General features: G+C 72.6%; 27 protein-coding genes and 3 pseudogenes. 19 read left to right on the top strand and 11 right to left on the bottom strand.

Going from position 1 to position 25918, the window contains the following annotated elements:
* The first annotated feature begins 17 nt into the window (after nucleotides 1-17).
* The 7 genes from CXR04_RS34695 (at nucleotide 18) to CXR04_RS01420 (ending at nucleotide 8133) form a co-directional block, all read left to right on the top strand.
* The gene (locus CXR04_RS34695) at nucleotides 18-176 is read left to right on the top strand and encodes a hypothetical protein (protein WP_159072242.1); all 159 of its coding nucleotides are present in this window, start codon (nucleotides 18-20) and stop codon (nucleotides 174-176) included.
* Nucleotides 177-369: 193 nt separating this feature from the next.
* Nucleotides 370-2193 carry a serine/threonine-protein kinase gene (locus CXR04_RS01445; RefSeq protein WP_101420091.1) on the top strand — a complete coding sequence of 608 codons (1824 nt, stop codon included), beginning with the start codon at nucleotides 370-372 and terminating at the stop codon, nucleotides 2191-2193.
* Between the two features lie 269 nt (nucleotides 2194-2462).
* Entirely contained in the window at nucleotides 2463-4052 is a 1590-nt protein-coding gene (locus tag CXR04_RS01440; protein ID WP_101420090.1) for an AMP-binding protein, read from the top strand.
* A complete protein-coding gene (locus tag CXR04_RS01435; RefSeq protein WP_101420089.1) occupies nucleotides 4049-5302 on the top strand; it encodes an acyl-CoA dehydrogenase family protein in 1254 nt (417 codons plus the stop codon). Before CXR04_RS01440 ends, CXR04_RS01435 begins: the two co-directional genes overlap by 4 nt.
* A 22-nt stretch (nucleotides 5303-5324) precedes the next feature.
* Entirely contained in the window at nucleotides 5325-6068 is a 744-nt protein-coding gene (locus CXR04_RS01430; protein ID WP_101420088.1) for an enoyl-CoA hydratase/isomerase family protein, read from the top strand.
* Nucleotides 6069-6109: 41 nt separating this feature from the next.
* The gene (locus tag CXR04_RS01425) at nucleotides 6110-7045 is read left to right on the top strand and encodes a VOC family protein (protein ID WP_101420087.1); all 936 of its coding nucleotides are present in this window, start codon (nucleotides 6110-6112) and stop codon (nucleotides 7043-7045) included.
* A complete protein-coding gene (locus CXR04_RS01420) occupies nucleotides 7045-8133 on the top strand; it encodes an acyl-CoA dehydrogenase family protein (RefSeq protein WP_101420086.1) in 1089 nt (362 codons plus the stop codon). Before CXR04_RS01425 ends, CXR04_RS01420 begins: the two co-directional genes overlap by 1 nt.
* A gap of 72 nt (nucleotides 8134-8205) precedes the next feature.
* Here CXR04_RS01420 and CXR04_RS01415 read toward each other — a convergent pair whose 3' ends face one another.
* Nucleotides 8206-8697 (bottom strand): NAD(P)/FAD-dependent oxidoreductase, encoded by a 492-nt coding sequence (locus tag CXR04_RS01415; protein WP_101420085.1) that lies wholly within the window; start codon nucleotides 8695-8697, stop codon nucleotides 8206-8208.
* Between CXR04_RS01415 and CXR04_RS36810 the strand changes: the two are divergent.
* Nucleotides 8675-8818 (top strand): annotated as a pseudogene (locus CXR04_RS36810) (helix-turn-helix domain-containing protein); the annotation flags it as partial. The gene CXR04_RS01415 and the pseudogene CXR04_RS36810 overlap by 23 nt on opposite strands.
* Nucleotides 8819-9163: 345 nt before the next feature.
* Complete coding sequence (locus CXR04_RS36805) at nucleotides 9164-9346, top strand: endo alpha-1,4 polygalactosaminidase (RefSeq protein WP_107497120.1); 183 nt, start codon at nucleotides 9164-9166, stop codon at nucleotides 9344-9346.
* A gap of 233 nt (nucleotides 9347-9579) precedes the next feature.
* Here the strand turns inward: CXR04_RS36805 and CXR04_RS01405 are convergent, their stop codons facing one another.
* From CXR04_RS01405 to CXR04_RS01370, 7 genes are all read right to left on the bottom strand, one after another.
* Entirely contained in the window at nucleotides 9580-9969 is a 390-nt protein-coding gene (locus CXR04_RS01405; RefSeq protein WP_101420084.1) for a VOC family protein, read from the bottom strand.
* Nucleotides 9970-9980: 11 nt separating this feature from the next.
* A complete protein-coding gene (locus CXR04_RS01400; protein WP_101420083.1) occupies nucleotides 9981-10373 on the bottom strand; it encodes a VOC family protein in 393 nt (130 codons plus the stop codon).
* Nucleotides 10370-10663 (bottom strand): ArsR/SmtB family transcription factor, encoded by a 294-nt coding sequence (locus CXR04_RS01395; protein ID WP_101420082.1) that lies wholly within the window; start codon nucleotides 10661-10663, stop codon nucleotides 10370-10372. The genes CXR04_RS01400 and CXR04_RS01395 overlap by 4 nt, the downstream gene beginning before the upstream one ends.
* Nucleotides 10664-11027: 364 nt before the next feature.
* Nucleotides 11028-11249 (bottom strand): winged helix-turn-helix transcriptional regulator, encoded by a 222-nt coding sequence (locus tag CXR04_RS01390; RefSeq protein WP_234379979.1) that lies wholly within the window; start codon nucleotides 11247-11249, stop codon nucleotides 11028-11030.
* 193 nt (nucleotides 11250-11442) lie between these two features.
* The gene (locus tag CXR04_RS01380; protein ID WP_101420080.1) at nucleotides 11443-12456 is read right to left on the bottom strand and encodes an IPT/TIG domain-containing protein; all 1014 of its coding nucleotides are present in this window, start codon (nucleotides 12454-12456) and stop codon (nucleotides 11443-11445) included.
* A gap of 151 nt (nucleotides 12457-12607) precedes the next feature.
* On the bottom strand, nucleotides 12608-13354 hold the full coding sequence (locus tag CXR04_RS01375) for an IPT/TIG domain-containing protein (protein WP_101420079.1): 747 nt from the start codon (nucleotides 13352-13354) through the stop codon (nucleotides 12608-12610).
* Nucleotides 13355-14145: 791 nt separating this feature from the next.
* Entirely contained in the window at nucleotides 14146-14658 is a 513-nt protein-coding gene (locus tag CXR04_RS01370; protein ID WP_442802442.1) for an ABC transporter permease, read from the bottom strand.
* A 20-nt stretch (nucleotides 14659-14678) separates the two neighbouring features.
* On the opposite strand from CXR04_RS01370, the pseudogene CXR04_RS35455 reads away from it, so the two are divergent.
* The 7 genes and pseudogenes from CXR04_RS35455 to CXR04_RS35050 all read left to right on the top strand — a co-directional run.
* A pseudogene (locus tag CXR04_RS35455) lies at nucleotides 14679-15040 on the top strand (IS3-like element ISAar24 family transposase); the annotation flags it as partial.
* Nucleotides 15041-15514: 474 nt separating this feature from the next.
* Nucleotides 15515-16168 (top strand): class I SAM-dependent methyltransferase, encoded by a 654-nt coding sequence (locus tag CXR04_RS01360; protein ID WP_101420078.1) that lies wholly within the window; start codon nucleotides 15515-15517, stop codon nucleotides 16166-16168.
* 232 nt (nucleotides 16169-16400) lie between these two features.
* Nucleotides 16401-16595, top strand: a complete 195-nt coding sequence (locus tag CXR04_RS01355; protein WP_101420077.1) for a hypothetical protein — start codon at nucleotides 16401-16403, stop codon at nucleotides 16593-16595.
* Between the two features lie 63 nt (nucleotides 16596-16658).
* Nucleotides 16659-17420, top strand: a complete 762-nt coding sequence (locus CXR04_RS01350) for a hypothetical protein (RefSeq protein ID WP_234379978.1) — start codon at nucleotides 16659-16661, stop codon at nucleotides 17418-17420.
* The gene (locus tag CXR04_RS01345) at nucleotides 17417-18337 is read left to right on the top strand and encodes a DUF6895 family protein (RefSeq protein ID WP_101420075.1); all 921 of its coding nucleotides are present in this window, start codon (nucleotides 17417-17419) and stop codon (nucleotides 18335-18337) included. Before CXR04_RS01350 ends, CXR04_RS01345 begins: the two co-directional genes overlap by 4 nt.
* Before the next feature lie 15 nt (nucleotides 18338-18352).
* Nucleotides 18353-19396 carry a serine hydrolase domain-containing protein gene (locus CXR04_RS01340; protein ID WP_101420074.1) on the top strand — a complete coding sequence of 348 codons (1044 nt, stop codon included), beginning with the start codon at nucleotides 18353-18355 and terminating at the stop codon, nucleotides 19394-19396.
* A gap of 42 nt (nucleotides 19397-19438) precedes the next feature.
* Nucleotides 19439-19603: a hypothetical protein gene (locus CXR04_RS35050; RefSeq protein WP_199850363.1), complete on the top strand. Its 165-nt coding sequence runs from the start codon at nucleotides 19439-19441 to the stop codon at nucleotides 19601-19603.
* Between the two features lie 6 nt (nucleotides 19604-19609).
* Here the strand turns inward: CXR04_RS35050 and CXR04_RS01335 are convergent, their stop codons facing one another.
* Entirely contained in the window at nucleotides 19610-20557 is a 948-nt protein-coding gene (locus CXR04_RS01335; RefSeq protein ID WP_101420073.1) for a helix-turn-helix transcriptional regulator, read from the bottom strand.
* Between the two features lie 100 nt (nucleotides 20558-20657).
* Here CXR04_RS01335 and CXR04_RS01330 point away from each other — a divergent pair, with 100 nt between their 5' ends.
* Nucleotides 20658-21917: an ATP-grasp domain-containing protein gene (locus CXR04_RS01330; RefSeq protein WP_101420072.1), complete on the top strand. Its 1260-nt coding sequence runs from the start codon at nucleotides 20658-20660 to the stop codon at nucleotides 21915-21917.
* A 207-nt stretch (nucleotides 21918-22124) separates the two neighbouring features.
* Nucleotides 22125-22676 (top strand): MFS transporter, encoded by a 552-nt coding sequence (locus tag CXR04_RS01325; RefSeq protein WP_234379977.1) that lies wholly within the window; start codon nucleotides 22125-22127, stop codon nucleotides 22674-22676.
* On the opposite strand, the gene CXR04_RS01320 is transcribed toward CXR04_RS01325, so the two are convergent.
* Nucleotides 22657-24114, bottom strand: coding sequence for an FG-GAP repeat domain-containing protein (locus tag CXR04_RS01320; protein ID WP_101420071.1), 1458 nt, complete (start codon nucleotides 24112-24114; stop codon nucleotides 22657-22659). The two genes, CXR04_RS01325 and CXR04_RS01320, sit on opposite strands and share 20 nt — an antisense overlap.
* A 98-nt stretch (nucleotides 24115-24212) precedes the next feature.
* Nucleotides 24213-24701 (bottom strand): glutathione peroxidase, encoded by a 489-nt coding sequence (locus CXR04_RS01315; RefSeq protein WP_101420070.1) that lies wholly within the window; start codon nucleotides 24699-24701, stop codon nucleotides 24213-24215.
* Between the two features lie 143 nt (nucleotides 24702-24844).
* Between CXR04_RS01315 and CXR04_RS36800 the strand changes: the two are divergent.
* A pseudogene (locus CXR04_RS36800) lies at nucleotides 24845-25645 on the top strand (serine/threonine-protein kinase); the annotation flags it as partial.
* Nucleotides 25646-25918 lie beyond the last annotated feature (273 nt).

The following is a 25918-nucleotide window of genomic DNA, read 5'->3' as shown; positions in this document are numbered from 1 at the left end:
GCGCGCGGGATACGGGCATGAGTACGCGTACTCATCCCGGCAGACCGGCAAGCAGGTCCGCCGCCGTGGCCGTGCCCGACCTCGACCCCGAGGGCGACGGGCCGCGGCCCACGGGACAGGACGCGCAGACGCAGCCCATGCCGGCCCGCGAACCGGAGCCGACGGCCAGCCACTGACGAACCCCGGCCCGGCCCCCCCGGGGGCCGGGTGCGGGGGTCCGCGATGCCCTCCTCGGGGACCTTCGTGGGTCCGGACGGAATCTGTTGTTGCAGGGTTGTTGCCCTACGTGGTGAGGACAGCGAAGGAAAGTCGGTACGCTCCCCGTTGACTTCGGGGTGTCGGCAGGAGTTCGACTGCCGTGAACAGGGGATGATCACCATGACCAGTGGACCTTCGGCGAACCTTTTCCGGCCGCTTGAGCAGAGCGATCCGGCCGTCGTCGGCGGTTACCGGCTCGCCGCCGTGCTCGGCACGGGCGGGATGGGCAAGGTGTACCTCTCCTACACACCCGGCGGCAGGCCCATCGCGATCAAGGTGATCCGGCCCGAGTTCAGCGAGGATCCCGAGTTCCGGCGGCGCTTCCAGCGGGAGGTCCAGGCCGCGCAGCGGGTGCAGGGCCTGTACACCGCGCCGGTCATCGACTCCGACACCGAGGGTCCCCAGCCCTGGCTGGCCACGGCGTACGTACCGGGTCCGTCGCTCGCGCACGCCGTGGCGCAGCACGGCGCGCTGCCGCTGCGCAGCGTGCTGCTGCTGTCCGTCGGCGTCGCCGAGGCGCTGCACGTCATCCACGGCGCCGGCATCGTGCACCGCGATCTCAAGCCCGCCAACGTGCTGCTCGCCTCCGACGGCCCGCGCGTGATCGACTTCGGCATCGCGCGCGCCGCGGAGACCACCGCGCTGACCGGCACCGGGGTCAGCGTGGGCACCCCGTCGTTCATGGCGCCGGAGCAGGCGGCGGCGGGGACGATCAGCAACGCGACCGACGTCTTCGCCCTCGGCCAGATCGCGGCCTACGCGGCCATCGGATCACCCGCGTACGGTGAGGGGCCCTCGCACGCGGTGCTCTACCGGATCGTGCACGAGGACCCCGACCTCAGCCGGGTGCCCGCGGAGCTGCTGCCCCTGGTGACCCGCTGTCTGACGCGGGACCCGGACGAGCGGCCGAGCCTGACGGAGATCATCGAGCAGTGCCACGAGATCTCGCCGGAGCCGCTGCGCCAGGGCGAGGACTGGCTGCCCCAGTCGGTCGTCGGCTCGATCACCGAGCGGCTGCAGTTGCCGGAACCGGCGAAGACCCCGCCGCCCCAGCCGACCGTCGCGCCGCCCCCCACCCAGGCCGCGCCGCAGCACCCGCCGACCCAGTTCGCACCGCAGCACCCGGCGCCGGGCCAGATGCACCCGCAGGCCGCGTTCTCGCCGACCGCCGCCGCGCCGACGCAGAGCGCCCCGGGGGTTCCCGGCGCGCCGCCGCCGCCCGGGCACCCGATGCAGCCGCCGCCCGGCGGCTACCGCACGCCCCCTCCCGGCTACCGCACCCCGCCGCCGGGCGCCCGCCCGCCCTACGCGGCTCCTCAGCCGCCCAAGAAGAAGCGGACCGGGCTGATCGTCGCTGCGTCGGTGGTGGGGTCGCTCGTGGTCCTCGGGGTCATCGGCTCGCTGCTGCCGGACGACTCCGACAAGGGCAACGAGAGCAAGGCGCCCGCGAGCAACAGCACCGGCGGCGGCTCGCACAGTTCGGGTGAGGGAGCGGACTCGGGTACGGAGAAGAAGCCGGTCGACCCGAAGCCGGTCACGTACGAGGGCGTCGACGTGACGCAGAACTACGCCCTGAACCTCGCCGACAACCCTCCGCGGCCGGAGGAAGGGGACGTGGCCTACGGCGGTCAGGACTTGTACTACTACGTCGACACCCTCTTCTCGGACTCCTGGATCGGCAGCGACAACGGGAAGTTCATCCTGCTGAACAACTCGGAGAAGGGCTCCCTGGAGACCTGCCGGACGGAGACCCGCTACACCGAGAAGATCACCCTCGACCAGGTCGGCGACGGCTCGCAGTTCTGCGTGCTCAGCGACGCGGGCCATATCGCCGTGGCGACGTACCGCGGCAAGCGGGAGTCGGGTGACGCGTCGTACGTCACCTTCGACCTCACGATCTGGCGCAACGCGGAGGAGCCCAAGGCGGACGACTAGCACGCAGTCCGCCGCCAGCGGCGCCCGGCGCATACCCCGCGCCGGGCGCCGCTGTCTGCCGCAAGGAGCCGACACCCGGCAACGGCCCCAACACACCGCGCTACAGCCCGAGTTGGCCACCGGGCCGGTCCGGGCGGCGGCGGAGCGGCGCCAAGCACCCTTGCGAGGCGCATTCTTTCGTGGTCCGATATCAACGACCTTGGTAGTCAATATCAGTTCGACCGTCGCAAGCGAATCAGTGCCGCCCAAAAGCGAAGCAAGAGGTTCGAATGCGGAACGAAGCGCTGGCGAGCCTGGTTCTCGGTGACGTACTCCGAGAACGGGCCGAAACCCATCGGACAGAGACCTTCCTCAAATTCCGCGAGGGCGAGGTCACCTACGGCGAGGTCGACTCGATGGCCGACCGCGTGGCGCAGGGGCTGGCCACCGCGGGCATCGACCGGGGCGACCACGTCGGCGTGATGCTCCCCAACTGCGCCGACTTCATCCACGTGATCTTCGCGCTGGCCCGGCTGGGGGCCGTCGCCGTGCCGATCAACGTCGGCTACCGCGGCGAACTGCTCCGGCACGTCCTGCACTCCTCCGACGCCTCGGCGCTGATCATCGACGCGCCGTACGCCGACAGACTCCCGGAGGTGGCCCGGCACCTGCCCGACCTTGGCCGCCTCATCGTACGGACGGAAGGCGCGTCCGGCGTCCGGCTCGGCGCGCTCGGCAAGCCCGCCGCGACGCTGTCCAGCCTGCTGTCCAACGGCGTGGAGGCACCCCGCGTCGACGTCGGCTTCGGCGACCTCCAGGCGATCATGTACACCTCGGGCACCACGGGCCCATCCAAGGGCGCGATGGTCCCGCACGCCCTGGCGCTGACCTGTGCGCTGGACTCGCTCGACTTCCTCGACCGGTGGGGCAAGACGACGTACTGCCCGCTGCCCCTCTTCCACGCCGCCGGGCTCTGGGACGGCGTGATGTCGGCGCTCCTCGCCGGCGGGGCCATCGCCATCGTCGAGCGCTTCAGCGCCTCGCGGTTCTGGGACGACGTGCGCATGTTCGACGCGCAGGTCGCGATGAGCGTCTTCTCGATGATCCCGATCCTGCTCAACCAGCCGCGCACCGAGCGCGACAAGGAACACCCGCTGGAGACCTTCTACATGGGCAAGTCGAGCCTCGACGAGCCGCTGTGGGAACGTTTCGGCGTCCGCTCGGTGGAGACGTACACCAGCACGGAGGTCGGGATCGCCACCGCCAGCCCGTACGGCGAGTGGCGGCTCGGGTCGTGCGGGCAGGCCCACGAGGAGCGGTTCGAGGTGGCGGTGGTCGATGAGTGGGACCGCGAGGTCGGGGCGGACGAGCCCGGCGAGCTGGTCGTACGGCCCAGGCAGCCGTTCGTGATCACCACCGGGTACTACGGCGCCCCCGAGGCCACCGCCGACTGCTTCCGCAACATGTGGTTCCACACCGGGGACCGCGTGTGGCGCGACGCCGACGGCTACTTCTACTTCCTCGACCGGATGAAGGACGCCATCCGGCGCCGCGGCGAGAACATCTCGGCCTTCGACCTGGAGTGCGAGGTCAACCTGCACCCGTCGATCCTGGAGTCCGCAGCCATCGGCGTGCCCTCCGACCTGGGCGACGAGGACGTCAAGCTGGCGGTCGTGCTGCAGCCGGGAGCGGCGCTGGAGCCCGCCGAGCTGGTGGCGTTCTGCGCGGAGCGGCTGCCCCGCTCGATGGTCCCGCGCTACATCGAGTTCATCGACGCCCTGCCGCGTACGCCCACCGACAAAGTCGCCAAGTACCGGCTGCGGGCCGAAGGCGACCACGGCCTCACCCCCGGCACCTGGGACCGGGAGGAGACACCGTGAACTGGGCGGACACCCCGGAGCAGGCGGCTTTCCGGGAAGAGGTGCGCGCCTTCGTACGCGACCGCTTCCCACCGGCCTACGTGCCCGACCGCGAGGCCGAGCAGAGCCTCGAACCCGAGGACGTCCGGGGCTACAACTGGCCGGTCGACCGGCTCTCCGACGACCCGGCGCGCCGCGACGGGGCCCGCGCGTGGGCGGCGGTCCTCGCCGAGCGTGGCTGGATAACCCCGCACTGGCCGGCCGAGTACGGCGGGGCGGGACTGTCGGCGCTGGAGGAGTTCGTCCTCCAGGAGGAGATGATGCGCGCCCGCGTCCCCACCGTGAACGGGATCGGCGCCTTCCTGCTCGGCCCGACGCTCCTGGAGCACGGCACCGCCGAGCAGCGCGCCGCGCACCTGCCGCCGATCGCCCGCGGCGAGGTCACCTGGGCGCAGGGCTTCTCGGAGCCGGGCTCCGGCTCCGACCTCGCCTCGCTGCGCACCCGCGCGGTCCGCGAGGGCGACGAGGCCACCGGCACGTACACGGTCAACGGGCAGAAGGTGTGGACCTCGCTCGGGCAGTACGCGGACTGGCTGTTCGTGCTCGTACGCACCGATCCGGAGGCGTCGCGGCCGCACCGCGGCATCACGTTCCTGCTCGTCGACGCGACCGCTCCCGGGGTGACCATCCGCCCGATCACCGACATCCGCGGGGCGACGCCGTTCTGCGAGATCTTCTTCGAGGACGTCCGGGTGCCGGCGGCCAACCGGGTCGGCGAGGAGAACCGCGGCTGGTACGTCGCGATGACCGCGCTGAGCTTCGAACGGGCCGGCATCGGCGCCACGATCAAGTACGAGCAGGCGCTGTCGGAACTCGTCGGCTACGTCGGCTCCGACGAGGGCCGCGTGTTCCTCAGGGACGACACCAGGGCCGCGCTGCGCCGGGAGATCGCCCGCCGCCACACCGAGATCCGGGTGCAGTACAACCTCGCCCGCTACACCGTGTCCAAGCAGGCGGCCGGCGGCGTGCCCGGCTACGAGGCGTCGGTCAACCAGCTCTTCGGCGCGGAGCTGCACCAGCGCCTGGCCCGTACCGGCGCCTCGGCCTTCGGCCGGTCCGCCCAGCTCTGGCAGCGCCGCGACGCCCCGCTCGGCGGCGTCTTCACCCACATGTCGCGCGACTGTGTCGCCTCCACCTTCCTCGGCGGCGCGTCGGAGATCCAGCGCGACGTCATCGCCACCCGGGGCCTGAACCTGCCTCGCAGCCGATAACGACCAAGGAGGAATCCTCTCCATGTACGAGACCCTCGACCTGAAGATCGAGGAGCGGGTCGCCTGGCTGACCCTGAACCGGCCCGAGAAGCTCAACGCGCTCACCCCGACGACGATGCGCGAACTCCGCCGGTTCTTCACCGAGGTGGACGACGACGAGGACGTCTGCGTGGTGGTGCTGCGGGGGGCCGGCGAGCGGGCGTTCTGCGCCGGCATGGACCTCGGCTGGTCGGAGCAGCTCACCAAGCAGGAGCGGGTGGAGCAGGGGCGGCTCGGCGAGAAGACGTTCGCGATGATGGAGCGGCTGTCCGTCCCGGTCGTCGCGGCCGTGCACGGCTACGCCGTCGGCGGCGGGCTGGAGCTGGCGCTGGCCGCCGACTTCATCGTCGCCTCGGACGACGCGAAGATGGGCCTGGTCGAGATCACGCTGTCCGCCCGGCCGCCGTACCGGCCGAAGATGACCGAGGACGGCGACCCCGACCAGCCGGAGTTCGGCGGGTCCGCGCCCGGCTGGGGCGGCGTCAAGCGGCTCCCGCGCCGGGTCGGCAAGGCGATGGCCAAGGAGCTGCTCTTCACCGGCATCCGGCTCGACGCCGCGCGGGCGCAGCGGATCGGCCTGGTCAACGACGTGTATCCGGCGGACGAGTTCGACAAGCGGGTCGGCGAACTGGCCGAGCGGATCGCGGCGATGAACCGGTACAACCTGCGCCTGGTGAAGGAACTGGTCACCAACGAGTACGACTGGATCGAACCGCACCCGAGCTGAGCGGTGCCCGGCCCTTGAGTGGAAACGAGCGAGGAGGATCTGTGCGGATTTACCGGATCGACCACATCGGCCAGGTCGCACCGGAGCTGGAGCCGCAGGTGGCGCTGCTGGAGGGGCTGTTCGGGTTCCGCCGCACGCGGAGCTGGGACAACCCCGCCGAGGGCTGCCGCGGCGTACGGCTGGAGCTGCCCGGGAACCCGGGGCACACCTGGGAGGTGCTGGCGCCGGCCGGCGAGGGGTCCGCGATCCAGGAGTTCCTCGACGGCCAGGGCGGCCGCCCGGGACTGCACCATGTCGCCGCGGAGGTCCCCGACCTCGGGGCCGTCCGCGCCGAGCTGGAGGCGCTCGGCGTCAAGCCGGCGGCCCGCGGGGGCGGCGGCTGGCTGGAGGCGTCGCTGTCGCCGCCCGAGCGCGGTCCCGGGGTGCTCTTCCGGCTGCGCGGTCCCGGCGACCTCGCGCTGTGCGGTGACGGTCCCGCCGTACCGGTGACCGCGGAGCCCCCGGTCGCGCCGTCACTCGGCATCGTCGCCCTCGACCACGTGTGCCAGGCGTTCCCCGACCGCGACGAGCTGGCCCGCTGGTACCAGCGGCTCGCCGGCTTCGTGCAGGTCTGGCGGACGCCCGAGGACGAGCACCTGGACATGGCGGACCTCGTGCTGAACATCCCCGGATCGACGATCTGCTGGGAGGTCATCATGCCGCGCGGCGAGGACTCGTTCATCGAGCGGTTCTGGGACAGGAACGGCGCCGCCGCGCACCACGTGACGTTCCAGGTCGCCGACTGGGACCGGGCGGCGGCGGCCTGCGCGCACCACGGCGTGCCGGCGTTCGGCGAGAACGAGGGCAGCACCGACGGCGCCGCCTGGCGCGACGCGTTCATCCACCCCAAGCACACCGGAGGCGTGCTCGTGCAGCTCTTCTGGGAGGAGCGGCCCGGCGTGTGGGTGCGGTCCGACAAGATCCCGCCGGTGGACTGATGGACCTGACACTCACCGAGGACCAGGAGCTGATCAAGGACACCGCCCGCGGGCTGCTGGAGTCGCGGGGCGCGAGCGCCGGAGCCCGGGCGGTGGCCGGCGAGCCCGCCGGCTACTCCGCCGCGCTGTGGAAGGAGCTGGTCGAGCTCGGCTGGACCGGGCTGGCGCTGCCGGAGGCCCACGGCGGAGTCGGCACCGGGTTCCTGGAGCTGTGCCTGGTCGTGGAGGAGATGGGGCACGCCCTGGTGCCGAGCCCGTTCCTGGCCACGGTGGCGTGCTGCGGGCTGCCTCTCGCCCGGTACGGCACACAGGCGCAGCAGGCGCGGTGGCTCGGGGAGATCGCCCGCGGCCGGGTGATGAGCGCCGTGCCGGGCCGCTGGGACGGCACCGGCGCCGAGATCGCAGCGGTTCCGGCGGACGACGGGTTCGTGCTCGACGGCACGGCGCAGTTCGTGCCCTACGCGCACGCCGCGGAGGACCTGCTCGTCGTGCCCGCCGAGGGCCCCGCCCTGCTGGTGGACGCCTCGGCGCCCGGCGTCGTACGCGAGCGGCTCGACGCCATCGGCGCCGACCGGCCGTGCCGCGTCCGCTTCGACAGGGTGAGGGTGCCCCGTGACCGCGCGCTGACCGCCGGCCGCGAGGTCGCCGAGGCGATCGACGCGTACGGCGCCACCGCCACCTGCGCCGCGATGGTCGGCGCGGCGCAGCGGGTCCTCGACCTGACGGTCACGTACGCCGCGGAGCGCGAGCAGTTCGGCCGGCCCATCGGCTCCTTCCAGGCCGTCCAGCACCACTGCGCGAACATGGCCATCGACGTGCTGAGTTCGCGCTTCATGGCGTACGAGGCGAGCTGGCGGCTGTCGGAGGGGCTGGACGCCGCGGCGGAGGTGTCGATGGCCAAGGCGTGGGTGAGCGAGGCGTGCCTGCGGGTCTGCGACACCGGTCACCAGGTGCACGGCGCGATCGGCTTCACCCACGAGCACGACCTGCACTTCTTCTCCGGCCAGATGGCGGCGTGGGCGCTGGCCTTCGGCGACGCGGACCACCACTGGGACCGTGTCGCGGACCGACTGGGCTGGCCCGGCTGAGCCGTGCCGGCGCCCGTCGCCCGCCCGGCGCGGGCGACGGGGTCAGCGGCTTTCCCTCTGCGAAACGCGGCGTCAGCGCGCGGTGGCGCGGACCCGCCGGGCGGCGCGGGAAGGGGCGAAGAGGGCCGCGCGGGCCGGGGGATCGGGGCGGGTGGCGAGGTCCGCGACAAGGCGGCCCGTCGCGGGCGCGAGCATCAGGCCCAGCATGTTGTGCCCGGTGGCCAGCAGCACGCCGGGGTGCCCGGGCAGCGCGCCGATGAGCGGCAGCCCGTCCGGGGTCATCGGCCGCGGGCCCACCCACTCCTGCTCCCGCCGGTCCCAGTCCGCGGCGGGCAGATACGGCCGCGCGGCCGCCACGATCGCCTCCACCCGGTGCTGCCTGAACCGGTCCGCGTCGAGGTCGAACTCCATCGTGCCCGCCACCCGCACCTGTTGCCCCAGTGGCGTCAGCACCGACTTCGCCGAACCCAGGTGGATCAGCCGGCGCGGTAGCACCTCGGCGGGCACCGCGAAGCTGTAGCCCTTCCTCCGCGCCGCCGACCGCCTCGCCGTCCACCGCAACACCCTGCTCTACCACCTCGCGAAGGCCGCGGAACTCTCCGGGCGCAACCCCCGCGACCCCGGTACGGCGATGGCCCTCTACCTCGCCTGCGTCGCGGATCTCCTGGGGCCGGCGGAGGGGTGAGAAGTCCGCGGCCGCGCCATCCGATTGACGATACGACTGGTCGTATTCGAGAGTGAGGAGGAGGCCGGTCCGGCCGCCGCCGGACGAGCCGCACAGACCCGGGCCGTACCGGCAGGGGCAGAGCGCGGCGGTGTGCTCCAGCGTTATCAGGTCGTCGTCCTCCAAGGCGGCCTGACCTGCGATTTCCGTGATGCGCATGATGTGCGTCGTGTGCGGTATGGGCAATATCCTGACCCTGAAATGACGCTCTCCGAGGTATCTTGACGCTCATTTGACGCTCGTTGGTCTTGCTTCGGATGCCCTGCTGACGTCGGCGTTCGTGCGCCGGACCGAGGCAGAGATCGTCTGCTGGCCCGAAAGTCACGCGATCACGGGAACACCGGATGGGAGGGCGAGCGCTCGCTCGACCTCCGCGGGGAGCGGTGCGGCGCGTTCGGCGAGATCGTCTGGGCCCGCCTCGGCCTCGCCGCCCGCATGGGCTGCGACGGTGTCGAGTACGACCGGAACGGCCCCGGACAAGCGCCTTGACCCGGGGCTCACGATGCCCCGCCCCCGTACGTCCGCGGACACCGCCGACCGATCAAGCACGGAGACACGATGAAGGACTTCGCCGGTGGGTGATATGCCGGAGTCTGACGGAGTCAGAGGCTTGACGAAGGGACATGGCACGAGGTTTTCGCCACGCCCCTTCGCCGTAGGGTGGGCTTGTCCGCGGGGAAGCGAGGCCCCGGGGAGTGCGGCTCGAAGCCGGGCACGCGGTGTTATGGCAGGTTCAGCTGCCAGGAGACGCCGTAGCGGTCGTTCACCCAGCCGAACTTCGTGCTGAAGCCGTAGTTGTTCAGCGGCATCAGCACTCCGCCGCCTTCGCCGAGTGTCGTGAACAAGCGGTCCAGTTCCGCCTGGTCGTCGCACGTGACGAACAGTGAGAGGGAAGGGGTAAACGTGAACCCGTGCTTCACGTGGCTGTCGATGCACATGTACTGCTGGCTGCCGAGGGTGAACGTCGCCTGCAGCACGGATCCCTCGGGACCCGGGCCTTCCGGTCCATAGCGGGTGACGCTGTCGACCGTGCCGTTGAAGGTGGCAACGTAGAAGTTCATCGCCTCCTCGGCATGTCCTTCGAACATGAGGAAGGTGTTGATCTTTTGCACGAGCCGACGCCTTAGCTGTTGTGGTGGATGATCTGGATCAGGTTCCCGCAGGTGTCATCGAAGACGGCCATGGTGACCGGGCCCGCGTTCATCGGCTCCTGCGTGAAGACGACGCCCTTCTCCCTCAGCCGAGCGGTCTCCTCGTGGACGTCCTTGACCTCGAAGGAGGTCGCCGGGATACCGTCCTTGACCAGCGCCTCCTTGTACGGCGGGACGGCGGGGTGGCCGGACGGCTCCAGAAGCAGCTCTGCGCCGTCGGGGTTCTCGGGCGAGACGACCGTCAGCCAGCGGGCGCCGCCTCCGACGGGGATGTCGTTCTTTTTCACGAAGCCGAGTACGTCGGTGTAGAAAGCCTCGGCCTTGTTCTGGTCGTCGACGAATACGTGGGCGACGTAGATCTTCATGGTCCGGTCTCCGGTTGTTGCGGCTTGAGCCAGCGCGAGACGATCTGCTCAAGCGGTTGGGCGTTGAGGTCGTGGAACTTGTAGCGGCCCTCGCGCCGCGTGTTTATCAGTCCCGCGGCTTCCAGTACGGCGAGGTGCTGACTGATCGCCTGTCGTGACGATCCCAGCCCATGCTTGCTGGACAGCCGCGTGCAGATTTCGAAGAGGGTCTGGCCGTTCCGCTCCGTCAACTCGTCGAGGATCGCGCGACGGGTCGGGTCGGACAGCGCCTTGAACACATCATCAGGCACACCTCCACCATAGGCAAGTATTCACTTGCCTATCAAGTCGGGCGACGCGGCTTGCCCGCGGCCAGACCCGCGCGCCTACCTGGCCCCGGACTCCTCCGGGATCCCGGGGCTGAGCACTGTCCCGATCACGTCGCCGGCCTCGGTCCGGCACATCGGGGTCGCCGCAATCAGCGGCCGTGACCACCCCACGTCACGATGCTCATCCACGCCCTTCGCGAGCAGGCTGTGCAGTACCGGGTGCAATGCCGACGACCGGCCGGAACGCGCCGCGCACGGCCCTCTGGCTCCTCGGCGACGGCCATGCCCGTCCTGTCGCCCGTGGCCGACGGCGGGTCGGCGAGTGGTCTGCCGCCGGCCGGGGACTTCAGGTCGTGGTGTCGGCCGGCGTCACGGGGGTGTCCCGTGCGGCGGCATGGCGGGACCGGGCCTCGTTGATCTCCTCCTCGTGCCGTACGGCCCAGTCGGCCAGCGCCGAGACCGGCTCCAGCAGGCTTCGCCCCAGCGGGGTCAGGCTGTACTCCACGCCGGGCGGCACGGTGGGGTGGACCCGGCGGCGTACGGGACGGCCTCCCGGCTCGAAGAACAAGCACCGAGCCAGCCATCACGACGTCGGCAAGACAGTCAAACGCGCCGAATCGATCAACCGGCGCCAGGCTGCCACCCCGGAGCAGCCCACGGTCTCGGCGGGGACGTCGCGCCAGGCGACACCGGTCCGCAGCCGAGGGAATCGAACGGGTGGTCGCGCGGGATGTGAGGCGGCTTTCCCTCCGGTCGCTGGGTCAGATACCGGGCATGGCGGTTCGTGTGTAGGGAAGCCCGGGACTGATACCGCCTGCGGTGGTGACGGATACCGTGACCGGGCCTGGGGCGCCTGCAGGTGCGACCGCGATGACCTGCGTGTCAGACACTACGGTGAATGAGGCGACCGTAGTGCCGAAGGTGACAGCCGACGTAGTGGCCAGGTTCGCGCCGGTGAGAGTGACCACGGTGCCCGCTGACGCCGGACCGGTGTCGGGTACCAAAGTCGACAGTGTGGGCGGGGCGACATAGGCGAAGGCGACGGGATTGCTCGTGCCGCCCGGCGTGACCACTGTGATCGGCGCGCTGCCCGTCCCTGGAGGAGTGGAAGCCGTGATCTGTGTTGCCGACACCACGGTGAAGGAGGCGGCGTTGGTGGAGCCGAAGAGCACGGCGCTGGTGTCGAGCAGGTTGCTTCCGCTGAGTGTGATCACGGTGCCACCCGCCGTCGGGCCCTGGGCGGGGCTGCTGTTGTGGAGAGCGGGCGGCGCGGCGTAGAAGAAGAACGCGTCCGGGGCGCTGGTGCCTCCTGGTGCCGTCACGGTCACCACGGCGGCTCCGGCGGCGCCGGCGGGGGTGACGGCGGTGATTTGGGTGGCTGAGTTCACCAGGAACGACGTGGCCGGTGCTCCGGCGAAGCCAACCGCCGTGGCCCCGGTGAACCCTGTTCCCGTAAGGATGACGGTGGTGCCGCCGGCCGTTGGGCCGCTGGCAGGCGTCACCCCCGTGACCTGGGGAACCTGCGTCACAACGTAGGTGAACGTCACCGAGTTGCTGTTCCCGGTCGGATGGATGAGCGTCACCGCCGCCGCACCCGCGGCGCGGGGAGGGCTCACAGCCGTGATCTGGGTCGCCGAATTGACGGTGAAGGTGGCGTTGGTACTGCCGAACCGTACGGCGGTGGTTCCCGTCATCGCGGTGCCGGTGAGGGTGACGATGGTGCCCCCGGTAGTGGGCCCCTGCGTGGGGTTGATGGTACTGATCGTGGGCGGCATGAAGGATGCTCCAATGGCAGCTTGGGTGAAGCCCGGGCCTGGGAGTCACCGCACGGGAGAAGCCGGAGGCTGTCCGCCCGGCGCAGGGTGCCCGGTCGAACGGTGGGCACGGCTGCCGCCCGGTGCGAGCCGGGCGGCGGCGGGGTGCGGGTCAGATACCGGGACCGGCGACGTAGGTGAACGCGCCGGTGGCCGTGTCGGAACCGGCCGGGTTGGTCACCACCACGTCGACTGCACCGGCGGTGCCGGGCGGGGTCACGGCCGAGACCGTGGTGGCGTTCACCACGGAGAACGGCGCCGGGGTGCCGGCGAAGGTGACCGACTCGGTGGTGTCGAGGTTGGTGCCGGTGATGGTGACACCGGTGCCGCCCGACGTCGGCCCGGAGGCAGGCGCGACGGTCGTCACGGTGGGGACGTCCAGGTAGGTGTAGGACAGGCCGTTGTTCGTCCCGCCTGCGGTGGTCACGCTCACCCCTACGGGTCCGGCTGCCGCGCCTGCCGGCACGGTGACGGTGAGCTGGGTGTCGGAGACGACCGTTGGCGTGGCGGTGTTGGCGCCGAAGGCGACACTGCTGGCGGTCGCCAGCCCGACACCGTTAAGGGTGACCGTGTTGCCGCCCGCCAGCGGGCCGGAAGCCGGGCCGACCGAGGACTTGAACGGGGCTCCGACGTAGAAGAACGGGATGGGGTTGCTGGTTCCGCCTGCGGTCGTCACGGTGACTCCGACGGTGCCGGTGCCCGACGGGGACACGGCCGTGACCTGGGTCGGAGAGACGTTGGTGATGCTGGTGGCCGGCCTGGTGCCGAAGGTGACGGCGGTCGTGCCGGACAGATTCGTACCTGTGATCGTCACCAACGTACCGCCGCCGGTGGATCCCTGGTTCGGAGAGATAGGCATGGAGAGACTCCTCGCTGGCAGGAACAGATAGAGAACGCAGCGGAACCATGAGAGCTTTCAGGGCCGACCTTCGCGGAGGAATTGCACGAAAGAGCAGACGACTGAAGAGTGCCGCCGTGCCAAGGGAATTCCCTCGACGCCGCACAGGAGAAAAACCGGCACACGCCGCCCTCTGTCGTGATCCCCGGTCATGGGATGGGCGGCCCACCGGTTCGCTTTTTCAAGTACTCCACAGATGCGCCACTTTGACAAGGCGGCAATCACATGATTAGGGCGGCGGAGAGAGCACCAGTGGGCCTGTGCGCCACCGGCGTGCGCCATGGGCTCCTTCCTTGCAAACAAAGGTCCAGCCGGCACCGCACGCGGTGCCGGCTGGCCATCCAACCCCTCCGGGGTGCCCATCGCGGTTCCAGCGGAGCCACGCACCTCCCCACGTGTGAAGGGCGACAACTCACACCGTTGCCACGCTCCCCGAACGGAACGGGCTGCCCTGGTTGGATATGCCCAGTAAGGCAGGATCACGGCATATGCCTCAAGTTCCGGAGCTCCGTGTCACCTGATCGGAGTACTCTCCGGCTGGTCATCGAGTACCTGGACCCCTGACCTCAGAACGTTCGCAAGCAGGCCGGACACACGTTTTCAGCGCAGCCGTGCAGCGCAGCGCACCGGAATGCCAGGGACGACGCCCATGGTCAGCCCGCGCAGGGGTGGGCGTTGCATGGGAGCCACTGTTGAGATCAGGATTCCGGTCCGGTGAGGCAACCGGGAGCCGTCACCCGGGACGGCCCGGGTTAGTCAGTCCCACCGGGGGCGCTCGTCGATGAGCAAAGGTTTCGGTTTGGGGACGCCCACCCGCCGGTTGGACGGGGGTGACTATGTAAGCCGCTCACTGCGTGGGCTCGCGGTTGTAGACATTCTTGGCCCACAGATAGCCGCCCAGGGCGATCAGGGCGTACCAGCCGATGGCGAGAATCGGGTTGTTGCCGATCGGGGGTGCCCACCATCAGCCCGCGCGGGGTCTCGATGAACGGGGTGAACGGCTGGTAGTCGGCGAACCATTGAAGCCCGGCGGGCATCGAGTCGGGGACGAATCCGCTGCCCATCATCGGGAGGATCATGAGTGGCGTTAGCATGTTGCTCGCGGCTGCAACGCTCTTGGCCTTGATGGCCAGCGCGACCGACAGACTGGTGAGCGCGAAGATGATCAGCACGAGCACGCCGATCACGCCGAGCCATTCACCGAAGCCCGCGGCGGGCTCGAAGCCCACCAGCAGTGCGACGCCGGTGACGATGGTCATGCTCAGCAGAGTCTGCGTCAGGCTGGCAAACGGCGGTGGAGCTCGGCATCCATCCCGTCACGTTGTCGAAGTGGTTGCGGCAAGACGACATCGACAACGGGCGGCGGCCGGGAACGCCGTCGAGCGAGTTTGCTGAGTTGCGAGCCGCTCGCCGGCGGATCCATGAGCTGGAAACCGAGCTGGCGATCGTCCGGCAGACGGCGAAGTTCCTTGGCGAGGACAAGCCGGCCCCAAAAGCCTCTACCCGGTGATCGACCGACTCGTCGATGCCGGGGCACCGGTCAACAGGTGCTGCCGGATCCTTGGTGTCGCCCGGCAGAGCTACTGCAAGCACAAGCGCACACCGACCGCTCCACGGCAGCTGCGGCGGGACTGGCTGACCGGGATGTCCATGATCTGAGCTTTCTGGTTCGGTGGGTGGGGAGCGGTGCCTTCCGGGGGCGTCGCCGGGGCCCGTCTGCGGGCGAGGGGGGCGGCTCAGCGGGCCGTGGCCCGGCGCTCACCTCAATGGTCCGCGCGTGAGCGCGCTCGGCCATGAACGCCTGTCGCCGACACGATGGCGTGCTCGTGAGTGGCTATAACGGCCCAGGTGGGGATCTTGTTCCAGGCGGCGCGGGTCGACCTCGACGTAGAACTCGGTGCCGGGGGCCGAGCAGGCTGCCCCGGCTCGACGCGTCGACGGAGGCGCCGTGGCCGGGTCCCGCCGCCGGCCGACCCCCGGGGGACCCGTCCGGCTTCCCGCCCGCCAGCGGACGGGAAGCGAGGGCCAATCCGGGGTGCGGGTGCGCCGTCGGGTGAGCCTGTCGTGCGCCGGTGTGCGCAGTCCGGCGGCGATGTCAATGGCGGGTGCGACGATCCGGGTATGACGGACTCCGCCGCCATCGGCGCTTACTGGGACGGTCAGGCAGGCAGTTTCGACGACGAGCCCGATCACGGGCTGCGGGACGGGGCCACGCGGGCTGCCTGGGCGGCCCGGCTGGACGCGTGGATCGCGCGGCCCGCCGCCGACGTGCTCGACGCCGGCTGCGGGACCGGCTCCCTGACCTGTCTGCTGGCCGCCGCCGGGCACCGGGTCACCGGTGTGGACCTGGCGCCGCGGATGGTCGAGCAGGCGCGGGCCAAGGTGGCGGCGGCGGGGCTGCGGGCCCGGCTGCTCGTGGCGGACGCCTCGGTTCCGCCTACGGGGGACGCGAAGTTCGACGCCGTGCTCTCCCGGCATCTGGTGTGGACCCTGCCGGATCCCGAGGCCGCGCTGCGGGAATGGGTGGCGCGGCTCCGCCCCGGCGGGGTGCTCGTGCTCGTCGAGGGGCGCTGGGGCGGCGCCGGTCCGGCCGCCGAGCCGTACGGGACGGGCACGGGAGTGCTGCCGTGGAGCGGTGGCGTCGGGGCGGAAGCGCTGGCCGGAGCGGTGCGGCCGCTGGTGGCCGACGTACGGGTCGAAGACCTCGGCGGCGACGAGCAGTTGTGGGGCCGGCCGGTCTCCGACGAGCGCTTCATCCTGATAGGCAGGGTGTGAACGGGCCGCCGGGGGCGGCCCGTCCGGCCTGCTAAACCTCAGTGCTTCCGGGGGCACCCATCGTGTGGTCTCCATCCTTGTGGGATCTAAGTGGCGGGCGGGGAGGGGACACCGACGTTGGTGCAGTGAGCCGGATGGGTGACCACCGGCCGCACCCGTCGCGCTCGTCACTGGCGCGGCGCAGTCACTCCCTCCCGTCGCATTCCGCGAGGGGACGACTCTTGGAGGCAAGATGTCCGTACAGACGACCCCGGCTCTCTCCCCCGTCCGGGCCGGCGTGGCCGAGAGGGCCGCGTTCACGGCACTGGTCGACGAGCCGGAGGCCCCGTTCAGCGACGCGCCCGTGTACTCCCCGCCGGGCGGCGCCGTCCTGCTGCTGCTGGCGCTCGCGTCCCCGAAGCTCCCGAAGGAGCCGCGCCCCACCTAAACGGTCCGCGGACCAGAACCCGCACCATCACGTCCGTGACCGACAGCAGAAGGTGAGCGCCCGATGTCGAATGCCGCACTGGGGGCCGGCTACGCCCAAGCGGTGGAGCAATTGGCCGGGCGCGTCCTGGGTGCCCTTCGGGGCACCCAGGTTCCGCTGCCGGCCGTGTCCGACGCGGACCGGCCGGCAGACACCACCGCCCTGGCGGCCGTGCGGGTCCTGGGGCCCGACCTGTTCGCGCCGGCGCTCTTCTGCCGCCAGCCGCTGCCGCAGCCCGACCGGGAGACCCTGGGATCGGCCCTGCGGGTCTTCCCGCCCCGCCCGGGGGACAGCACCGAGGCCCGCTGGCGCGACCGGACCACCGCCGCGCTGCTCGCCCGCGGTGCGGCCGGGACCCGGACGGCCGTCCCGTACCCGGGGGAGGACTCCGAGCGCGCCGCGATCGCCGAGGTGGTCGAGATCGCCGGGATCGTCGAGGACGCGGAGGACACCGAACTGACGTGGAAGGAGCGGTCGCAGCGCATGGCGCGGCTCGCCCCGCTGGCGCTTCCGGAGGTGGACGGGCCCTACCAGCAGCGGGCCTGTCTGCACGTCCGTGCGCTCAGCCAGGGCGCCGTCCGTTCCCTGATGCGCCGCGACTACCCCACCGCGGCCCGGCTCGTCCGCTGGCTGGCCCTGGCCCGGAGCCGAGGCGCGTCGCCCGCCCTCGACGTCCCGACGGCGCTGGAGCACCTGCGCCTGTGGGGCGCCCCCAGCGCCCGTACGGCGCTCGACCTCGCCATCGCCGGAAGACTCCTGGCCGCGGCAGAAGGGGGCCCGCGATGACCGCTCCCGGGCCGGCGGATCCGGTGCGTACCGCGGCACTGCGCCTGGGCACCGGGGCGCTGGGCTGGCTGCACCGCAACCGCGCGCAGAGCACGTTCGCCGACGGCGCGACGGCCGAACTGGCCGAGCCCGACAGCGTCTACAAGCCGCTGGCCGAACTGGCGCTCGCCGGATCTCTGGTGGTGCGCGACGCCTCGCTCCCCGCCCCCGAGCACGACGCGGCCGGCGCACTCCTCGACTTCGCCTGGGACCAGCTCCGCGGCGGCGACCTGCTCTACGAGCGGCAGTTGCGGTTCCCCGCCATGACCGACCCGCTGGAGACGTACGTCCACTTCCACCGCGCCGGCTACCGGCACGAGCCGCTGCAGGCGCTGCTCGCCCACCTGACGTCCCTCACCTCGTACCGCGAGTACGAGCACGTGCCCAACCGCCGCATGGCGGTGGCCAACGCGACCCGGATCATCGGCGTCGCCGACCGCACCGACTGGCCCGCGCGCACCGCGGCCACCTGGCTCGGAACGGTGCCAGAGCCGTGGACCATGGACTGGATGACGGCGTACCACATGACCCACACCGTCTTCCATCTCACCGACTGGGGCGCGCAACCGGAGGCCCTGCCGCCCCGCCTGCGGGACTATCTGGCGACCTGGCTGCCGGTGTGGACGGACGTGTGGCTGGAGATCGAGGAGTGGGATCTCGTCGCCGAACTCCTCATCGTCGACGCCTGCATGCCGGATCCGTCCTTCGAACCGGCCGCCTGGCGGCGGCTGGCCGCCGCGCAGCACGACGACGGGATGCTCCCGCGCGACGGGCGGACCGATGTGGGCGACGAGGACGGGCGGTTCGACGACCACTACCACACCGCCGTGGTCGCCACGGCCGCCGCGTCTCTCGTGCTCTCGCGCCTGGGCGCCTAGCCGGGCGGCGGCGACGTGAACCTCCGCGACCAACCCCTCAAAGCGGTGGCCGCCGCCGCGGAACCGCGGGCGGCGGTCGTCGTCGCGGTCTTCGCGACCGGCACGTACCGCGCGCTGTGCCGCGGCGGCATCGACCGTACGGGCACCGCCTCGGTCACCGACCGCACGCGCTTCGAAGTCGGCTCGGTGACCAAGACCTTCACCGCGCTGCTGCTCGCCGACACCGCCGCGCGCGGCGAGGTCAGCCTGACGGGCCGGATCGCGGAACGCCTCCCGTACGCCGCCCTCCCGCGCGGCCACGGCCGGGCCATCACCTACGAGCACCTGGCGACCCACACTTCCGGCCTGCCCCGGCTCCCGCCTGGACTGCTGCTCAACGGGCTGCCGTCCTGGTTCGCCAACCCGTACCGGTCGTTCACCCCCGACATGCTGCTGCCCGCGCTCGGCCGCGCCATCGTGCACCACCCGCCCGGCACGCTCATGCGCTACTCCAACCTCGGCGTCGGCCTGCTCGGCCGGCTGCTGGCCGACGGTGCGGGCACGGACTACGGATCGATGCTCCGCGAGCGCGTCCTCGACCCGCTGGACCTCGCCGACACCGGCACCGCGGCCCCGGCCGCCCCGGACCCCGCGTACGCCGTCGGCTACTGGCACGGCCGCCGCCGCCCGCCCTGGGTCATCCCGGCCCTCCCCGGCGCGGGCGCGGTGCGCTCCAGCGCCCACGACCTGATCCGCTTCCTCCGCGCGCACCTCGACCCGGAGGACTCGGGGGTGGTGCGGTCGCTGCGGATTCCGCTGGCGGAGGTCGTGCGGATCCGTGAACTGCCGGCGGAGGACGAGGAGAAGTCGGGCCTGGCGTGGAGCGTCCGCACCCTGTCGGGGGCGACGCTGTACTTCCACAGCGGCGCGACCCGCGGCTGCACGGCGTTCGTGGGCCTGAGCCCGGAGCGGGAGGTGTGCGTGGTGGCACTGACCAACTCGGGGGTCACGCTGCGAAGCCGGTTCGTGCAGTCGGCGTACCTGCTGCTGCGGGCGCTGGCGCTGGGGGAGGCTAGGTGACGTCCCGGGGGCGGGGGTACGGGTGACGGTGCCTTCGGGGAAGTGCTCGACACCTTTGACGGTGGTGGCTTTGTCGCCACCGGGCTGCCGGCCCGCTGGGACGGTGCCTCGGCTCCCGCCGCCCTGCTGCGTGCCGGGGCTGCCTTCGGCGCGACCCTCACCGCGGCGACTGCACTGCTCGCCCTCGCCGCCGGCGTGCTGACGTGACTCCCGCTACGCCTCCGACGCCTCCGACGCCGCCGTCAGCCGCGCCGCCAGCGCCGCGACCGCCGCGCGCAGCTCCGGGCCGCCCTCGACGCGGAACGCGAAGGGCATCCGGGCCAGCCAGTCCCGCGCGTACATCGTCGGCGCGCTCGTGCTGCCGACCAGCACGCAGCCCTCACCTGCGGCCTCCAGGCGGCCCATCGGCGGCCGCACCCAGCGCGCGACCTCCGCCACCGGGGCGTCGAACGCCACCCGGGCCGGGTACTCCCAGCCCGTGCCGAGGTTCTCCTCCAGCACCGCGACCGGGTCGAGGCCGTCGGGCGGGGTGAAGGCGCGGGTCGTCCAGTGGACCTCGCCGATGCGGTCCACGCGGTACGTGCGGATGGCGTCCGCGCGGTGGGAGCGGCACAGCAGATACCAGCGCCCGTGGCGTACGACCACCGCCCACGGGTCGACCAGCCCCTCCGACTCCCGCCCCGACTCGCTGCGGTACGTGACCCGCACGCTCGTCCGCTCCGCGCACGCGGCGACCAGCGCGCCGGTGGTCGCCGGGTCGGGGCGGGCCGAGTTCGGGTCGGGGGCGGCCGCGGCGTGCTCCCGCAGCGTCGCCGCCTGCCGGCCGACGCTCTCCGGCAGCACCCGGATCACCTTGTCCAGCGCCTTGCCCACCAGCTCGTCCGCGTCGTCCAGCGCCGCCATGACCAGCGCCAGGGCCTCGGCCTCGGTGAAGACCACCGGCGGCAGCCGCGCGCCGCGCCCCAGCCGGTAGCCGCCGTACGGGCCGCGGGTCGACTCCACCGGGACGCCGGCCTCCCGGAGGATCCCGACGTACCGGCGCGCCGCCCGCTCGGTGACGCCCAGCTCCGCGGCGAGTTCGTCCGCCGTCGCGCCGGGGCGGGCCCGGAGGATCTCCATCGTGCGCAGGGCCCGGGCGGTGGGGCTGAGGTCGGTCGGCATCCGGGCAGGTTAGGCGGCTCTTGCATATTCCGGAAGTGGATTGTCCGGAACCGGTCGTAGCGTGTCGGACGTCCCACCCCAGGAAGCAGGGAAACCGATCATGGACATCCCCCGGTCCGCCGCCGCACGCCCCCGCGTGCTCGTCGTCGGCGGCAGGCTCGCGCAGGTGCGCAAGGCGCGGGCGCTCGGCCTGGACGTCGTGCACGTCCAGTACCCCGACGCGTACGGCAGCGGCCACTGGCCGTACGTCGACCAGGCGCTGCTGCTCGACTACGCCGACACCCATCGGCTCCTGCCGCTCGTGCGGGCGCTGCACGCCGCGTATCCGGTACGGGCGGCGGTGTCGCTGTTCGAACTGGGCCTGCTGCCCGCGGCGCGGATCAACGAGGCGCTCGGGCTGGGCGGCGAGTCCGTCGAGACCGCGGAGCTGCTGCTCGACAAGGGGCGGATGCGCCGGCGCCTCGCCGAGCGCGGCGTCAGCCCGGTGGCCGCGGCGGTCGGCCGGTCGGCGGCGGACGTCCGGGAGTTCACCGCGGCCCACGGGCTGCCGGTCATCGTCAAGCCGGTCCGCGAGTCCGGCAGCCTGGGCGTGTTCCACGTACGGGACCGGACCGCGGCCGACACCGTCGCCGACCGCTTCCGGGCGCTCGACGGCGAGTGGACCGCGCGCGACCTCTCCGACGCCGGCTCCTTCGAGGAGTTCCTGATGGAGGAGTACCTCGAAGGGCCGGAGATCAGCGTGGAGACCCTGAGCTTCGACGGCCGGCACGTGGTGGTCGCGGTGACCGACAAGGAGACCGGCGGCGCCGGCTTCGTGGAGATCGGCCACGCGCAGCCCAGTGCGGTCGCGCCCGGCACGCTGCGCGACGTCACGCGGCTGGTCACGGACTTCCTCGACGCGGTCGGGCTGCGAAACGGCCCCGGGCACACCGAGGTCAAGCTGACCGCCCGCGGCCCGCGGATCGTCGAGTCCCACAACCGCGTCGGCGGCGACCGCATCAACGAGCTGACCGAGATCGCCTACGGCGTCGACATGGAGAGCCACGCCCTGGCCGCCGGGCTCGGCGTCCTGCCGCCGCTGACCGCGGCGCCCGAGCCGCGGGCCGGTGCGGCCGTACGGTTCCTCACCCCGGAACCCGGCCGCGTGGTGGCGGTGACCGGCGCCGACGAGGCGCGTGCCGACCCCGCCTGCGTCGAACTCCGGCTCGGCGTGCGGCCCGGCACCGTGGTGTCCCCGCTGACCTGGAACGAGGACAAGGCCGGCCACGTCCTCACCCGCGGCGCCACCGCCGCCGAGGCCGTCGCCCACGCCCGCCGGCTCGCCGCCGCGGTCCGGATACGCACCGAGCCCGCCCCGTGACCGCCGCCCCGCAGGGCCGGCCGGACGCCGCCGAGCAGCGGTTCCGCGACGCCCTGCGCGGCCTGCCCGGCCGGGTGTGGATCGTGAGCCTCGGCATCCTGGTCAACCGGGTCGGCAACTTCCTGCCCGTGTTCATCGTGCTCTACCTCACCGAGCGCGGTCACTCCGCCGGCGCCGCGGGCCTCGTTCCTGCTGCGCTTCCTGCTGATGACCGCGGTCGCCGAGTTCGTCTACATCCAGTCCACCGTCGGCCTGCCCCTGCACGTCACCGACGCGGGGCTCGGCGCCCGCGACTACGGCCTCCTCATCGGGCTCAACGGCCTGCTGGTGCTGGCCCTGGAACTGCCCGCGACCGGCGCGGTCGCCCGCTGCCGGCCGGAGTACGTCCTCGCCGCCGGGAACCTCCTCGTCGGCGCCGGGCTCGCGCTCACCGGGCTGATGACGGACATGACCCTGCTGGCGGCGACGGTCGTGGTGTGGACGTGCGGGGAGATGATCACCAGCTCCGTCGCGTACGCGTACCTCGGCGGCCTGACCCCGCCGCACATGACCGGCCACTACCAGGGCCTGCACGGTGCCGCGTACACCGTGGGCACCGGTGCCGGGCCGCTTCTCGGGGGCGCCGCGTACGCCGCCGGGCCCTGGGCGCTGTGGAGCCTGGTCGCCGCCGCCGGGGTGCTGTCCGCGTACCTCTGCCTGCCGCCCCGCCGCGAGCGGTCGGCTGACGGCGCCGCGGGTCTCAGGAGCGGCGCGGCGTGAACTCCGTCGTGGCGAACGTCACCGCGTCGCGGTCCGTCGCGCCCTCGGTGATCCACCAGTACGCGGGCTTCTCGCCGTACAGCGCGAAGAGCGGGTCGGGCGCCCAGTTGAGGATCAGTTCGTCCCTGCCGTCCGCGTCGAAGTCCCCGGCGCCCACCGGCCGGGCGTTGCGGTCCTTCGCCTTCGTCCGCTTGCCGTCCGCGGTCCGCGCCGGGCCCTCGCGCAGCACGGGCGTGCGCTCGTCGCCGTCGAGGAGGACGGCGCCGTCGTACGTCGCGACGAGCAGCCCGTCGCGGCCGTCGCCGTCCGGGTCGGCGGCGGCGAAGCCGCCGGGGCCGTAGTACGGGTCCTCGCCGGCCGGCCGTTCCGGCAGACCGAGGACGACGGGCTCGTCCCCGCTGCCGGGGTAGAGCGTGGCCTTGCCGTCGACCTCCGGCGCCTCCGTCTCGTAGCCGGGCTCGTTGTTGCGGCCGCCGTCGTCGCCCACGGCGACGTCCCGCTGCCCGTCGCCGTCGAAGTCCCCGAAGGCGTGGCCGCTGCCGGCGGTCAACTCGCGGGCCTCGCCCGTCAGTCCGGTGCCGGGGCGCGCCGGGTAGAGGGTGTTCGGGTCCTGCCCGCCGTCGCTGAGCCCCTGCCGCAGCAGCGCGGTCGCGCGTGGCTCGCCGGTGGGGTCGATCCCGTCCGCGGAGAGCGTGCCTTCTTCGTACGGCAGGCTCGTGTCGGTGCGCGCGGGCTCGCCCTCGCGGCTGAACGGGCCGTACATCACCACCAGTCTCGCGCCCGGGGCGGCCCGCTCCGGCACCGCCAGGTCGTGGTGGCCGTCGGCGTCGAAGTCCCCGCGCACCGGTGAGCCCGGCTCCACGCCGGCCACGCCCGGCAGCCGCAGCGGGACCGCCTCGGGCTTCGCGGCGGGCTCTTCCGGGCCGCCGAAGCTCACGTACGGCATCTCCGGCTTCCCCATCAGGTCCTCCTGCCGCTCGGCGGTCCCGGTGGAGGTCGTCACGAAGTCGGGGAAGCCGTCGCCGTCCAGGTCGGCGGTGGTCACGTCCGCCGCGCGGAGGAGGTCCGGCGCGGGGAAGCCGGCGGGCAGGGCGGGCAGGCCGAGGTCGCGGCGTCCGTAGACGGTACGGGTCGCGGGGTCCAGGCCGTCCGCCGAGCCGTAGACGACGGCGACGCGCTCCTCGGCGACTTGCGGGTCGCCGCCGAGGAACACCGGTACGAGGAGGTCTCGGTGCCCGTCGCCGTTGATGTCGTCGGGGTCCTGCGAGCCGTCGCCGGGCCTCGGGGCCCGGCTCGCGGCCGGGGGCGCGGGCACGCCGGGGTCCGGCCTGCCGTCGGCCGCGGGGGACGGCCCGCCGCCCGCGTCGTCCTCACCGCAGGCGGTGAGGACGAGCAGGGGGCACAGGACGAGCGCGGCGAGCGTGGGGCGACGGATCATGTGCGTCACTGTCGCAGCGCGCGAACGGCGGTCGGCCCGTCGAACGGGTGATCGTTGCACGTTCGTTGGCATCCGCCGCCCGCGTAGGGGAGGCTCCGTCAGCGCGGCAGGACGGCCTCGACGGCCGCGATCAGCGCGGCGTCGTCCGGCGTGGTCTGCGGGCGGAACCGGGCGACCGGCCTGCCCTCCGGGTCGAGCAGGAACTTCTCGAAGTTCCACTGGACGTCGCCCGCCGCGCCGTCCGCGTCCGGCGTCTGCACCAGCTCCCGGTAGAGCGGGTGCCGGTCCGGGCCGTTGACCTCGATCTTCTCGAACATCGGGAAGGTCACGCCGTACGTCGCCGAGCAGAAGGCCGCGATCTCCTGGGCCGTGCCCGGCTCCTGGCCGCCGAAGTGGTTGCACGGGAACCCGGCGACCGCGAACCCGCGGGCCGCGTACTGCGCGTGCAGCTTCTCCAGGCCCGCGTACTGGGGCGTAAGACCGCACTTCGACGCCACGTTGACGGCGAGCACCGCGGTGCCCCGGAATTGCCCCAGCGAGGCGGGTTCGCCGGCCAGGGTGTGCAGCTCGACGTCGTAGACGCTCATGGGCAAGCAGGTCCTCTCCGCGTGCGGTCATCGCCTCGGGTACGGCATCACCCGCACCCGCCGCAAGTCTGCCATCTGCGGATGAACGGAGGGGCAACCGGTGGGCCTACGCTTCGGCTCGTCGGCACGGTACGGCGGTCCCGGTGCGGAGGGGAGCGGAGGGGAGGGGCGCGTTGGCGGAGCTGGAGCGGGGGGACCCCCGGGAGATCGGCGGGTACCGCGTGCTGGAGCGGCTCGGCGCCGGCGGGATGGGCGTCGTCTATCTCGGCCGCTCGCCCGCCGGGACGCTCGTCGCGGTCAAGGTCGTACGCCCCCGGCTGGTCGGCGACGGCCGCTACCGCGCCCGCTTCCGCCGCGAGGTCGCCGCCGCCCGCAGGGTCACGGGCGCGTACACCGCGCCGCTCGTGGACGCCGACCCGGACGCGGACCCGCCGTGGCTGGCGACCGCGTATCTGCCGGGGCTCTCGCTGGACGAGGCCGTCGGGACCTTCGGCGCGCTGCCCGCCGCCGTGGTGCGGCTGCTCGCCGCGGCGCTCGCGGAGGCGCTGGCCGGGATCCACGGGGCCGGTCTCGTGCACCGCGACTTCAAGCCGGGCAACATCATGCTCACGCCCGGCGGCCCGCGCGTCATCGACTTCGGCATTGCCCGCCCCGAGGACTCCGCGACCCTCACCCAGGACGGCGCGCTGATCGGCACGCCCGGGTTCATGTCGCCGGAGCAGGCCGCCGGGGGCCGGGCCGGGCCGCCGGCCGACGTGTTCGCCCTCGGCTCGGTGCTCGCGTACGCGACGGCCGGCAGGGCGCCGTTCGACGCGGGCAACCGGGTCGACACGCTGCAGCGCATCCAGCGCGGGCAGGCCGACCTCGCGGGCGTGACGGACCGCAGGCTGCGGAGCGTCGTCGGGGCCTGCCTGCGCGCGGAGCCGCGCCGCCGGCCGGCCGCGGCCGCGGTGCTCGACCTGCTGGGGGAGCCCGCGGCGAGCGTGCACGGCACGCGCTGGCTGCCCGCCGCGCTCGCCGAGGAGATCGACGCCCGCAGCGCCCGTGCGCCGTGGCCGGGGGGAGGGGCGGTGCGGCCCGGGGAGGCGACCGCGGACCCGTTCGCCGAGACGGCCGCGACCGGCACGGGCGAGGCGGGGGAGGCCGGGGGCGCCCGCGGGGCGGGGCGGGGCGAACCCCGCGGCGCTCCCGGTGGCGGCGCGCCCCGGCCCCGCCGC

Source organism: Streptomyces sp. CMB-StM0423 (genome assembly GCF_002847285.1).
GTDB lineage: Bacteria > Actinomycetota > Actinomycetes > Streptomycetales > Streptomycetaceae > Streptomyces.
Note: the sequence above shows the minus strand (reverse complement) of the source record. Positions and strands in the feature narration are given on the sequence as shown.

Coding starts and splice junctions, on each gene's coding strand:
- CXR04_RS34695 (WP_159072242.1), top strand. CDS start 18: ATGAGTACGCGTACTCATCCCGGCAGACCGGCAAGCAGGTCCGCCGCC.
- CXR04_RS01445 (WP_101420091.1), top strand. CDS start 370: ATGATCACCATGACCAGTGGACCTTCGGCGAACCTTTTCCGGCCGCTT.
- CXR04_RS01440 (WP_101420090.1), top strand. CDS start 2,463: ATGCGGAACGAAGCGCTGGCGAGCCTGGTTCTCGGTGACGTACTCCGA.
- CXR04_RS01430 (WP_101420088.1), top strand. CDS start 5,325: ATGTACGAGACCCTCGACCTGAAGATCGAGGAGCGGGTCGCCTGGCTG.
- CXR04_RS01420 (WP_101420086.1), top strand. CDS start 7,045: ATGGACCTGACACTCACCGAGGACCAGGAGCTGATCAAGGACACCGCC.
- CXR04_RS01400 (WP_101420083.1), bottom strand. CDS start 10,373: ATGAAGATCTACGTCGCCCACGTATTCGTCGACGACCAGAACAAGGCC.
- CXR04_RS01380 (WP_101420080.1), bottom strand. CDS start 12,456: ATGCCGCCCACGATCAGTACCATCAACCCCACGCAGGGGCCCACTACC.
- CXR04_RS01375 (WP_101420079.1), bottom strand. CDS start 13,354: ATGCCTATCTCTCCGAACCAGGGATCCACCGGCGGCGGTACGTTGGTG.
- CXR04_RS01360 (WP_101420078.1), top strand. CDS start 15,515: ATGACGGACTCCGCCGCCATCGGCGCTTACTGGGACGGTCAGGCAGGC.
- CXR04_RS01355 (WP_101420077.1), top strand. CDS start 16,401: ATGTCCGTACAGACGACCCCGGCTCTCTCCCCCGTCCGGGCCGGCGTG.
- CXR04_RS01350 (WP_234379978.1), top strand. CDS start 16,659: ATGTCGAATGCCGCACTGGGGGCCGGCTACGCCCAAGCGGTGGAGCAA.
- CXR04_RS01345 (WP_101420075.1), top strand. CDS start 17,417: ATGACCGCTCCCGGGCCGGCGGATCCGGTGCGTACCGCGGCACTGCGC.
- CXR04_RS01335 (WP_101420073.1), bottom strand. CDS start 20,557: ATGCCGACCGACCTCAGCCCCACCGCCCGGGCCCTGCGCACGATGGAG.
- CXR04_RS01330 (WP_101420072.1), top strand. CDS start 20,658: ATGGACATCCCCCGGTCCGCCGCCGCACGCCCCCGCGTGCTCGTCGTC.
- CXR04_RS01325 (WP_234379977.1), top strand. CDS start 22,125: ATGACCGCGGTCGCCGAGTTCGTCTACATCCAGTCCACCGTCGGCCTG.
- CXR04_RS01320 (WP_101420071.1), bottom strand. CDS start 24,114: ATGATCCGTCGCCCCACGCTCGCCGCGCTCGTCCTGTGCCCCCTGCTC.
- CXR04_RS01315 (WP_101420070.1), bottom strand. CDS start 24,701: ATGAGCGTCTACGACGTCGAGCTGCACACCCTGGCCGGCGAACCCGCC.